Genomic DNA, 11162 nt, shown 5'->3' on the forward strand with positions numbered 1-11162 from the left:
GGGCTAAACTCCCTGGGCTTTTAGTGCGGCCTCTCGTGACAGAGGGGCTAACGCAGCCCTGATAAAAGAGGCAAAAGTGCAAAGGTGTAAGGCCATGTAAAAATGCGAGTAATTGGTTCAGACCCTCCTTCCCCTTCTTCCTCCAGGCCTCCTTGTGGTGTCGTGAGGTATAGGGGTCACGTCCTCTATCCTTCCTACAACAAAGCCCGCCCTAGCGAGCGCCCTTATGGCGGCCTGGGCTCCAGGTCCTGGGGTCTTGGGACCGTGGCCCCCTGGGGCTCTGACCTTGATGTGTATGGCTGTTATTCCTCTGTCCATGGCCGTCTGCGCGGCCCTGGCGGCTCCAAGCATGGCTGCATACGGGGATGGCTTCTCGCGGTCAGCTTTAACTACCATACCGCCCGATATCCTTGCTGCCGTCTCAGCGCCGCTCATGTCAGTTATGTGAATAATTGTGTTGTTAAAGCTACTGTATATGTGAGCTACTCCCCACTTAAGCTCCCTGAGCGACATCCTGCTCACCACCGGACTGCTGCGCGCTCGCCCTTAGCGGGCTTCCTGGGGCTATTTCTATTCTATCCTCCTCATCACGTGGGACGATGTAGCCTGGGCTCGTGACTCTCCTGCCGTTGATAGCTATATGCCCATGAGTTACCAGCTGCCTTGCCTGATAAATAGTCTTTGCTAGCCCCTTCCTGTAAACCAGCGTCTGAAGCCTCCTCTCAAGCACGTTCTCCGCTGTAAGCCCAAGCACGTCGTCCAGCACCGCGTCCTTGCCCACGAGTCCCATCCTGTACAGCGTGTCCAGTAAGTTCTTAGCTGCTATAGACCTCTCCTGCTCTGGCAGGGCCAGGAGGGACCTTGCCCTCAGCCTGAAGTTCCTCACTATAGACTCAGCTATCCAGACCTCCCTCTTGTTCCTAAGCCCATACTTACCTATCAGCTCTAGCTCGTGCTGAAGCCTGTCCTTTATCCAGGGGTGACCTGGGGTCAACCACTTATGTCTACTTTTCTTGGGATCCCCCACTGCTGCTCACCTTACCCCCTTCACCACCAGCTCCTGGGACGGCCGCGGCCCTCTTAACGCCTACAGTCATTCCGGTCCTTCCAGTGGTGTGGGTCTTCTGGCCCCTGACTTTATATCCTAACTTGTGCCTAACCCCGCGCCAGGATCCTATCTTTATCTCCCTGTCTATGTCACGCCTTGCAACGAATATCAGTTCAGCGCCTACTAAGTGTTTGTCCTGGCCGCTCTCATAATCCTTCCTTCTGTTATAAAGCCAGGAAGGCAGGCTGAGGCGCGTTAGGTCGTTAACCGCGTCCTCCAGCCTCTTTATGACGTCAGGCTGAAGGTAGCCTATGCGGGCCGTGGGGTCTATTCCGAGCTTTCTAGCTATGGCAAGGGCGGTAGCGTAGCCTATGCCCTTTATTCTAGAGAGTCCGTAGATTACAGTGTCTTCCCCTGGTATGTCCGTGTTTGCAATCCTTACAACCTGTGTAAAGGACGTTGACTCCCTCTTGGACATGCCCTAGTTACCTCACTTACCTGACTTAGACCTGAGCTCCTTTACCCTGTCTATTACTTTCTTTAGATCCTCGCCCGCCTCACCGGGATCTACTATCGCCACGCTGGCGGCCGCCACGTCTATCTTGACTGCCTCACCAAGCCTCTTCTTGCTGGGGACGTAGACGAAGGGTATCTTCTTGCTGTCACATAGAAGCGGCAGGTGCTCGACTATCTCAGGTGGATCAACATCAGTAGCTATCACCACTAGCTTTGCCGTACCACGCTCTACCGCCTTGGTGGTCTCGTTAGTGCCCTTCTTTACCTTGCCAGTTTCCCTTGCCTTAGTTACAAGCTTATACACGTCCTCCGCTAGATCGTCCGGCACCTCAAACAGCACGTAGCTGGGCTTAGACATAGACCCTCATCCTCCTCCTAGCGTCGCTACGAATTCACCGCTGAGACGGGTTTAAAAGAATAACTAGCCTTTAATAAGTCGAAAGTAACCCATGGCCCTTAACTTGCGGGAGGTCTTCAAAGGAAGGCCTCTAGTCATTAAAAGGAAGGAGAACATGTTCGTTTTGATTATATTAATTAACTTCAAGATAGCTTAGATCTATTACAACGCAAGGAGTCCATGCACTAACATCCATACACCTAGGCTTGCGTTGGCGGCAACTATCATGGGCGCGAAGACCACCGAGAGAGTGTTAAGAACCTTTATTAATGGGTTCATCGATGGACCTGTGGTGTCCTTGAAGGGATCTCCCACGGTGTCACCAACCACTGCGGCTTTATGCGCATCGCTGCCCTTGCCTCCAAGCTTTGGATCAAGCCCGGCCTCTATGTATTTCTTAGCATTGTCCCAGGCGCCCCCAGCGTTAGCCATTAGCAAAGCCCTTGGAACGCCAACCAATATAGCGCCCATGATAAGCCCTGCTATGGCCTGCCATCCAAGCAGGAGGCCGGCGGCAACAGGCGCTATTATGGCCACCAGCACTGGCATCATGAACTCCTGTAAGGCCCTTCTTGTAGCTATGTCTACAACCCTGGCGTAGTCGGGCTTCTCCTTCCACTCCATTATGCCTGGCCTCTCTCTGAACTGCCTCCTTATCTCCTCGACTATCTCCATCGCGGTCTTTCCTACAGCTCCAAGGGTTCTGCTGGCAAGCACATAAACTACTACGGCACCTATCAGTGCGCCGATGAGCACGTTAGGATTAATCACGCTTATGCCATTTAACAGGTCAACGGGGTCCGCTACATACTTCCCTGCAACGCTTATAACTTCAAATATGAAGCCTATGAACAGGACCAGCGCTGCCATAGCGGCGCTGCTTATGGCGTATCCCTTGGTTGTCGCCTTAGTGGTGTTTCCCACGGCATCAAGAACGTCAAGCCTGTCCCTCACCTCCTCCGGCAGGCTCGCCATCTCGGCCACGCCAGCAGCGTTGTCGCTGACCGGTCCGAAGGAGTCAGCAGTTATTATTATGCCGGCCACCGACAGCAGGCCTACGGAGGCAAGGGCCGTCCCATATATGCCGGCGAGGAAGCCTGAGTATCCGCTGAGGACGCTGCTAGACACCAGCGAGCTGAAGGCGAAGTACCCGAGGGCGTAGGTCAGGCCCAGCACGAACGCTATTAGTAGAATTACAGGTATGGCGCTTATTAGGCCATAAGCGTAGCCTGTAACTATTACGGTAGCGGGGCTTATTAGGGCCTGATTGGCTATATCCTTGACTGGTTTGTATGTGTAGTGCGTGTAGTAGCCGGTAAGCGCAAGCACCAGGGGGGCCACCACCGCCCCCAGGGAGGCCGCCAGCGGGGCTACCAGGGCCACCTTAAGGCCTAGGTTACCGAGCAGCGCCACACTGACTATGAAGAAGAGCGCTATGGATATCGCTATGGTCTCATATATGTCGATCGATATCGCAGTGAGGGGGTGCTGGGATCCCTTCAGCCTCAGTATCGAGATCCCGACGAAGGTCGCTATCAGGGCCAGGGCGCCGTAAAGCAATGGCAGCACGACGAGCTGTGGGTATGTGGCTGACCAACCCATTATCCATGAAAGGAATATGGCACCTGTCACTATGACTATGTATGACTCGAAGACGTCGGCGGCCATGCCAGCCACATCGCCTACGTTATCGCCCACGTTGTCGGCTATAACTCCGGGGTTCCTTGGGTCGTCCTCAGGTATGCCCTTCTCCACCTTGCCTACAAGGTCAGCGCCGAGGTCCGCAGCCTTGGTGTAAATGCCCCCACCTACCCTCATGAAGAGGGTGACGAGGCTGGCGCCGAAGGCCATAGATACTAGGGCCAGAGCCCATGAGCTTGGTATTATTGAAGTGAAGCCCATGTAGAGGGCGCTTATAAGGAACAGCGCAATACCTGCAAGTGAAAGCCCCATTACAGCGCCGGCACGCCAGGCCACCCTGAGCGAGGCGAAGGCGCTGTTCCTGGCGGCCATTGCGGCCCTTGAGGCAGACCTAGTAGTCACGTACATGCCTATGTAGCCTGCGGCCATAGAGCCTAAAGCGCCAACTATGAACGCTGCAGCGGACGACCCTCCTAACGTGTAGCTGTGATTAACTGCCGAGATGCCTATACCTATTATTATTGCCAGCGCCACCAGCACTATGGAGAGAGTCCTATACTGTCGGAACAAGTAGGCCTTGGCGCCGCTCGCAATAGCATCAGATATGAACTTGATGTTCTCAGGCCCTGGGTCTTGGGAGAGCACCCACCTGGCAAGCCAAATAGCTATAACTATGCTTACGAAGCCCACCACTGCGCTAACAGAGGCTATCAATAAGTCTATTTTCATGCATGACGACACCATGCATATTAAGAAAATGAAAGTAGGGGGTTAAAAACTTTCTTAACTCACCATTAATACACACATTCTCTTATACAGTTTCTAGGATTCGCGTCTCCAGTTGCTTGCTCGCCTTTATCTTTTTCTCGGCAAGCTGTAACTACGAGGCGGCATCAGGTAAGGCCTGCAGCCTCAGAGCCACTGTCAGAGGGCAGAATGTAATATTTTCCTGGGGCCTACAGCATAAGGGTGAGAGGGCTGCTCTCCACGGTCAAAAGGTCTTTAATGCTTACGCTATCAGCTCCCATTAAGCCTGGGGCCGTCCACAGGCTTATGCCTGATAGCGACTTTGAGAGGAGGCTATACGAGGTCGTGGAGGTGGTTCCATACATAGATGAGGCCTACAAAAGGTCCCAGCTTGTTGCCGAAGGGAGGCTCTCCTCAAAGGACCTAGGGCTAGGCGCAATAATTGGCAAAGCGCTAAGATCGGCCTTTGACGCAAGCGGCGAGCTTCCCCTTGTGGGCCTTTGGAGCGCCGCCGTGGTAGCTGGGGCCGTGGAAGGCTACTCGGAGTCCGCCAACCTGAAAATGCCTGATAACCTTAAAGTTGTAACCACCAGGCTGCTCTATGGCAGCTCTCTGTATGACGTTGAAGCGTTCATAGAATCTCTGAGCGATGTAGGCGACTCTGACCTGCTTCAGTTCCTTGAGAATAATGGAATATCCCCGAGCAACGTGCAGCTTAGGGCCCCTACCCTTGGCGATCTCTTCGAAATAGCTCAGGGGCTCGACAGGGGATTTATGATAAACGCTAAAGGCGTTGAACAGCTTATAGGACTAGTTAAGCTCTTTGACGAAGTAAAAGGCGTCATAGCCGGTATTGTTAAGGTTTATATGCAGCTCGCCAGTGAAGTCGTCAAAGGCTCGGGCATTGCTTTAACCTCCAGGTCCCTGGACCCTGGCCTCCTTCTTAAACTTGATAAAGCCCTAGTCCAAGACAGGGCTACGCTTAATAGAGTTCTTGGCGGCGTGTTCCTTACTTCATATATCTATGGCACTACCAAAGGGTTAGCAATCTAAGAGCTCACCGTCGCGTAAGTACAAGAAATTAATGCCGCGCCCTGAGACGGCCCTTAATGACGATCCATGAACTATAGGAGGCTCCCGAACGGCCTAGAGGTTTCCGAGCTGGGCGTCGGCGTTTGGTCACTTGTCACTGACGAGTGGGGCGCCGATACCAGCATAGCAGAGGATATCATTAAGGAGGCCCTAAACCTAGGCATAAACTTTTTTGACACGGCGGATGTTTATGGCAGAGGCAGAGGGGAGGAGATCCTTCACAGATCTCTAGGTCCAAAGATAAGTAACGTCGTTATTTTAACAAAGATAGGCCTTGACTTTTACGGATGTGGCGGCGTAAAACCCAACTTCAACGTAGATTACCTTAGAGTGGCGCTATCCAGGTCCCTCGAAAGGCTCGGAGTTGGATACGTTGACATACTTATGCTACATAACCCTGTCATGAATGTAATTAAGAGCCGTGATGTCTTCGAGTTTTTGAGGGAAGTCAAGAGGAGCGGTGAGGCAAAGATGGTAGGTGTCGCGCTGGGGCCCACGCTAGGCTGGGGCGAGGAGGGCAAGGCCGCCGTTTACATGGGTTACGAGGCGCTTGAGCACATATTCAACGCAATTGAGCAGCTTCCAGGGCTTGAGCTGCTCAAATTTGACGGCGTTGCTCAGTTCATCAGGGTGCCACACGCCTCAGACGTGCTCGACGAGGAGAGGTGGCCCCTGAAGCAAAGTCCAAGCCTTCACAGAAGCCTTAAGAGCTACTCATGGATTCAGCGCGCTTTGGCTGAATCGAAGGGTCTAGAAGATATTGCTAACAGAGCGGGGCTTAAGCTTTATGAGCTAGCCCTAAAGTATGTCCTTGCATATGAAAACGTGAGCTCTGTTCTGCCTAACATAACTTCAAGGCATGACCTTCAAAGGTTTGTAAACGCCGTGGAAAAGCCGCCTCTGGATAAGAGCGCAGTTGAGGAGGTGCTCTCCTATTGGAAGTCGCACCTTCTTGACTTAAACTATGAAAGTATTAACGAGACCGACAGGTTTAAACGGCAAGAGTAGGTGGACCGGCCGGGATTTGAACCCGGGACCTCCGCCGTGCGAGGGCGGCGCTCTTCCAGCTGAGCTACCGGCCCACTTGCCGGTCCACCCAGCTACTCTTGATTAGGACATCTTATAAACGTTAGCGCACCAAAATCAAACTATATCGTGATGAAGCCCTGCGCTCTCGAAGGTCTCAACTTACTACGCTCGACCTCGAGCTCTTTCGTCAGTTGTGTCCATTTACCGGCATTGCATTAGGTTGCGTAGGCCTAACTGCTGTGGTAAAGGAAGTATTCCGCAAACGGCAATATTGCAAGGGGAAGCGAAATAGCCAGGAGAAACGCAAGTATCAGGGGGTAAATGCCTATAGATACGTACACCGTTTCATAGGCGGTTAGCTCAAGGGATATCCTTATGTAGCCTCCAGGCATAATGTAGTTAACAAGATACACTATTACTAATACCCCCAAGAGGGAGTCCAAGGACTTTAGGAAGGGACTTATTACTTCATCTTTAAATATTCTGCTGGCCACCGCCAGGGCTTCAAAGATGGCTACGTATGTTATTACTATGCCCTCCGGATACGCACTAGTTAGGTAGCTTAGGTAGCCTTCCACGCCGGCTTGATGAATTATAAAACCCAAGATAAAGGGAACCAAGAACATATAAAGTATCACGTAAAGGAGTCCATCAATGACGCCTTTAAGCGCCTCTATCGTCGCCTCCCTTAAGTTCATTGACGTCACCCTCCGTTGAGCTTTGCCTTGAGGCTTAGAGTGATGGGATATATACCATAAATATTTCCGCTAAGTACAAACGTTACGGAGGAGGCGTTCTCCAGGTAACCCAAAGGTATGCACGCGTAGAAGCTTTCTCCTTGTGATAAAGCGGCCTTGGCCACAGTTATGTTAATCTCGTCGCCGTTGGCCAGGGCAAGAGATAGTCTAAAGTATGCCGGATAAAGAGGCGCGGCTCCATTATATGTAACCGTAAGCTTCTCTGAGCTCTTATTGCAGGGAGGCGCCCCTGTCATAGGCGATGCCGTTATGTTCAACAGGCCTTTTTGTGACGTGGCAGAGTATACGAAATCTACTAAGGGATAGGCCATCACAAAGACTATTACAAGACCTGTTATTATAAACATAGCCCTAAGGCTAACCATTTACTTGCTTCCCCTCAGGAGTTCGACGCCCTTACCAAGTATTATTGAGCCTGCAGCTAATGCTATGCTAAGGAAGACGACCATTATTAGAATGACTATTATCAAGTCTGCATATGCGCCCAGAGCCCCAAGGGTAGAGTTAGCCGAGGCGCTGGTCTGAAGATAGCTCAAAGCGCCGCCAAATGTAGACTTGAACTTTTCTACGTTTTGCACAGAAAGGTAGGCCGCCACTGCGAAGTAAAACACTGTGAGCATCAAGGCCAGACCCACGCCTACAAGACCCAGGCCTAGTCCTTTATTTTGACTGCCTTCAGTTGATGATCCCATTTAAATTCCCCGAGTAGCTTTGTTAGCATTATTTAAAAAGGTTTATTTATCTGCAAGGCCGCTGACGTGAAGCTAAAGGACTTCATAACGTTTTAAGAGACATAGCCCTAGGAGGTCACTAAAACTTAAGCTAACGATCCACGTCTTTAGTGTTAACGCACCCCCAGCTCCTACTGCAACTCTTAGGCGCAAATACAGGTATTGACAGACATTATTTAATATGTACCGTAACATCAGTTCTCAAGGGCCAAGCATGAGCATCTTATCAAAAACAAGGTATGTAATTGAGATGATGAAGCCTCCTCAGCTAGGGCTACTGACATTTACAGCCTACAGCGCTTACTTTGCGGCTGGGGGCTCCCTCGATGCCATCAAGCTGCTATTACTTGCCATAACATCACTTGGCTCCATAGGCGGCATAACAGCCCTTAACATGGTCCTGGAAGCTGATATAGACTCTGTAATGGATAGAACCAGAAAGAGGCCCATACCGTCTGGTAAGCTCAGCCACCGCGAAGGTCTTGCGGCGTCACTGGCCATGATAGCGATAGGGGCGGCCGCCGCCCTGGCCCTTAACTTCTACGTGCTACTAGCAGTTCTGCTGGCGTTCCTCTTCGATATACCAGTTTACACTATACTACTGAAGAGAAGGAGCCCCCTGAACATAATCTTTGGTGGCATCGCTGGCGTCATGCAAGTATTAGGGGGGTGGGCCGCCGCCGCCGGCAGCTATAGCTTAGCCGCCCTTTTCCTTGCCCTGGCAGTCTTAGCATGGATACCAATGCACATATGGTTCATAGTGTACTATTATTATGACGACTACAGAAGGGCAAGGATACCCATGTACCCTGTCGTCGCGTCGCCCAGGAAGGTTTCAGCAGTTGTAATAGGGTTCTTAGCCGTGATGTTAGCCAGCATGTGGCTCTACTGGGCTGTAACCTCCAAGGGGCTGCTGGGCGACATTCTGCTCACGCCGTTAACTGGCATGGCCGCCTACAAGATCTACAGGTTTTCCAGCTCGCCTAGTAAAGAGGCCGCTAAATCTATATTCATACTTGCCAATCCAACTCTCATAGTTGCTTTCCTGTTTGCTCCCCTAGCGGTACCTCACGCGGCAGCGCCGTTGGCCCAGCTGGGGTCGTTGCCATTGACATAACCTTCTTAGGCAATGCAAGCCTACCGGCGACATTATAGGAAGTTAGGGTGTGGCCATCGCCGCCAAGAGGCCACATGTAGAAGGGCTTCCTTAACTGATTGACCTTAATTAGGGCCTTTACCACGCCATCTATGGCCTCCTCTTTAGTCCTCGCCTCCCTGAGCACTCTAAGTATGTTGACGCCTGGGCCCATGTAATTTATGCAGGGAGTCAGACGGCCGTCCGAGAGCAGCCTAACTCTCCGGCAACCGGCGCAGAAGAGTGGATTATTGAACGGCTTTACAACCTCCACCGTGACGCCGTTCTTAAGAATATAGATGGGTCTATTATGAAGGGGCCTCAGCACCACCTTGCTGCTGTACTCCTTAAGCTTGGACTCCAGATAGGATAAGTCAACGTGCATATCTTTGAAGACTCTAAGGCCTTCGTTTACAGGCTGAAGCTCTATCAGCTGAACTGCTACTCCCCTGCTAGAGGCGAAATCTATAATGTCCCACACGTCGTTAACGTTAACTTTGGTTACCGTGACGTTCACTTTTACCTTAAGTCCTACATCCAAGGCTCTCTCTATGCCATCAATTACGCGATCAAGGCCGTCAACCCCAGTTATTATCTTATAATGTTCCCTGTCAAGCGAGTGAAGAGATACGTTAACCCTTCTCAGACCTGAATCGTAGAGGGCCTTAGCGTAGGCGGAGAGGAGGTAACCGTTAGTCGTCATCGATATGTCCGCATCAGGACCTGACGCATCCCTTATGTTAGATATTATGGAAGCTATGTCGCTCCTCACCAGCGGTTCCCCGCCAGTTATTTTGAATGCCCTTATACCGAGTCTGCCGGCCGCAGCGGCCACTACATAGTAATCATCTGACTTGAGCTGAGGCGGGCTGGTTCCTATTCTGGCGGGACCACCAGAGGGGTCACCCTCTATGTGGCAGAAGAAGCACCTGTAGTTGCACTCCCTCGTCACGGCTATTCTAAGGTTGTCAAGCGGCCTGCCATAGGCATCGCTGACATGCGCACCCAAGGCTAGTCCCATTAATCTTAAATCATTGGAGGTTAAATTCAGGAACACGAGCGAGCTCCATCAGGGCACCAAAACTGTTACAGTGTATTAAAGTCCCGGCGCTGTGAGCACTCTTAGGGCTAGGGCCTTGTTAACTGGAGTGATAGCCTCCCTTGTGTCAGCTGACATGAACAGGGCGCAAGAGTTAGCCGGTTCCATAGCAAAACTTAATGATAAGGGGCATCTTCTCATGTACTACAAGAGGCTCTCTGAGGAAAAACTCTTATCCATAATAGTGCCCACAGAATACCCAGCCACGATCATCAATGCGGCTATATCCATGTCCCTAGCCGATATAGGCGTTGTGGTTACAGGGTATGAAATGGATTGGAGGGATGGAGAGCTTCTAACGCTTGTTGATGCCTCATCTTCGCAGCTTGGATTGGCGGCGGCTGACTCTAAAGAGAGTATAGAGAAGTTGGTAAATAGCAGCGGCCTGAGGCTTAGCACGCTGAGCACATCAGACTTTGCTGTATCCCTATTAACACATGGAGAGAAACTGTCGTCTCATGATGAAGGCTATGTATTCATAGACCGGGCGTTCCTAGTCAAGGGTGTCGGGCCTGTCATCCTTGGCTACACTAAAATGAACGTCTATGTACATGATAAGCTTTATGCAGTGCCCATAAACAAACAGATTGAAATAAAAAGCATAGAGGTGCTTGATGAGGAAATGGACTCTGTGGGGCCTGGCGTCAGAATAGGTTTTGCCGTCAAAGGAGCCGAAGTTGACGAACTTAAGGAAGTCTATGCTCTGGTGCCCGACCTGTCTAAAACTGTCAATAAACTAACCCTAAGAGTAAAGGCGTATCCTTGGACTGAGGTGCCGAGTTCCGGGACATTACATGTAGTGGGCGGAGGGACGGCCGTGATGGCAAACATAGATAGGTACGATAATGGTTCTATAGAGCTCTCTCTATCCAAACCCCTTCCATTACTTGACAAGTACCTGTTGGTCAACGTGAATGCAAAACAAAAGCGCTCAAGGGTGCTTGGCTATCTATTCCCTGGATGATATAC

General features: G+C 51.3%; 13 protein-coding genes and 1 tRNA gene. 4 read left to right on the top strand and 10 right to left on the bottom strand.

The window, feature by feature from the left end; all coding sequences use genetic code 11:
• Window positions 1-117: 117 nt before the first annotated feature.
• From ACZ5OO_RS01605 to ACZ5OO_RS01625, 5 genes are all read right to left on the bottom strand, one after another.
• Window positions 118-513 carry a 30S ribosomal protein S11 gene (locus ACZ5OO_RS01605; RefSeq protein WP_013266926.1) on the bottom strand — a complete coding sequence of 132 codons (396 nt, stop codon included), beginning with the start codon at window positions 511-513 and terminating at the stop codon, window positions 118-120.
• Complete coding sequence (locus ACZ5OO_RS01610; protein WP_013266927.1) at window positions 494-1027, bottom strand: 30S ribosomal protein S4; 534 nt, start codon at window positions 1025-1027, stop codon at window positions 494-496. The genes ACZ5OO_RS01605 and ACZ5OO_RS01610 overlap by 20 nt, the downstream gene beginning before the upstream one ends.
• Window positions 1005-1526 carry a 30S ribosomal protein S13 gene (locus tag ACZ5OO_RS01615; protein ID WP_013266928.1) on the bottom strand — a complete coding sequence of 174 codons (522 nt, stop codon included), beginning with the start codon at window positions 1524-1526 and terminating at the stop codon, window positions 1005-1007. The genes ACZ5OO_RS01610 and ACZ5OO_RS01615 overlap by 23 nt, the downstream gene beginning before the upstream one ends.
• Window positions 1527-1538: 12 nt before the next feature.
• On the bottom strand, window positions 1539-1922 hold the full coding sequence (gene rpl7ae, locus ACZ5OO_RS01620; RefSeq protein ID WP_013266929.1) for a 50S ribosomal protein L7Ae: 384 nt from the start codon (window positions 1920-1922) through the stop codon (window positions 1539-1541).
• Between the two features lie 201 nt (window positions 1923-2123).
• Window positions 2124-4346 (bottom strand): sodium-translocating pyrophosphatase, encoded by a 2223-nt coding sequence (locus ACZ5OO_RS01625; protein ID WP_464078358.1) that lies wholly within the window; start codon window positions 4344-4346, stop codon window positions 2124-2126.
• Window positions 4347-4655: 309 nt separating this feature from the next.
• On the opposite strand from ACZ5OO_RS01625, the gene ACZ5OO_RS01630 reads away from it, so the two are divergent.
• Together ACZ5OO_RS01630 and ACZ5OO_RS01635 are read left to right on the top strand one after the other, a co-directional pair.
• Entirely contained in the window at window positions 4656-5402 is a 747-nt protein-coding gene (locus ACZ5OO_RS01630; protein WP_148217164.1) for a hypothetical protein, read from the top strand.
• 66 nt (window positions 5403-5468) lie between these two features.
• On the top strand, window positions 5469-6449 hold the full coding sequence (locus ACZ5OO_RS01635; protein WP_013266932.1) for an aldo/keto reductase: 981 nt from the start codon (window positions 5469-5471) through the stop codon (window positions 6447-6449).
• Between the two features lies 1 nt (window position 6450).
• Here the strand turns inward: ACZ5OO_RS01635 and ACZ5OO_RS01640 are convergent.
• The 4 genes from ACZ5OO_RS01640 to ACZ5OO_RS01655 all read right to left on the bottom strand — a co-directional run bounded on the left by ACZ5OO_RS01640 (window position 6451) and on the right by ACZ5OO_RS01655 (window position 7848).
• Window positions 6451-6523, bottom strand: a tRNA-Ala gene (locus ACZ5OO_RS01640).
• Between the two features lie 177 nt (window positions 6524-6700).
• Complete coding sequence (locus ACZ5OO_RS01645; protein ID WP_013266933.1) at window positions 6701-7168, bottom strand: hypothetical protein; 468 nt, start codon at window positions 7166-7168, stop codon at window positions 6701-6703.
• 5 nt (window positions 7169-7173) lie between these two features.
• On the bottom strand, window positions 7174-7593 hold the full coding sequence (locus tag ACZ5OO_RS01650) for a hypothetical protein (protein ID WP_013266934.1): 420 nt from the start codon (window positions 7591-7593) through the stop codon (window positions 7174-7176).
• A complete protein-coding gene (locus ACZ5OO_RS01655) occupies window positions 7594-7848 on the bottom strand; it encodes a hypothetical protein (protein ID WP_013266935.1) in 255 nt (84 codons plus the stop codon).
• A 325-nt stretch (window positions 7849-8173) separates the two neighbouring features.
• Here ACZ5OO_RS01655 and ACZ5OO_RS01660 point away from each other — a divergent pair, with 325 nt between their 5' ends.
• The gene (locus tag ACZ5OO_RS01660; RefSeq protein ID WP_048812833.1) at window positions 8174-9076 is read left to right on the top strand and encodes a protoheme IX farnesyltransferase; all 903 of its coding nucleotides are present in this window, start codon (window positions 8174-8176) and stop codon (window positions 9074-9076) included.
• Here ACZ5OO_RS01660 and moaA read toward each other — a convergent pair.
• The gene (gene moaA, locus ACZ5OO_RS01665) at window positions 8991-10115 is read right to left on the bottom strand and encodes a GTP 3',8-cyclase MoaA (RefSeq protein ID WP_148217166.1); all 1125 of its coding nucleotides are present in this window, start codon (window positions 10113-10115) and stop codon (window positions 8991-8993) included. The two genes, ACZ5OO_RS01660 and moaA, sit on opposite strands and share 86 nt — an antisense overlap.
• 91 nt (window positions 10116-10206) lie before the next feature.
• Here moaA and ACZ5OO_RS01670 point away from each other — a divergent pair, with 91 nt between their 5' ends.
• Window positions 10207-11157 carry a hypothetical protein gene (locus ACZ5OO_RS01670; protein ID WP_464078359.1) on the top strand — a complete coding sequence of 317 codons (951 nt, stop codon included), beginning with the start codon at window positions 10207-10209 and terminating at the stop codon, window positions 11155-11157.
• Window positions 11158-11162 lie beyond the last annotated feature (5 nt).

The sequence above is a fragment of the Acidilobus aceticus genome (assembly GCF_055392325.1).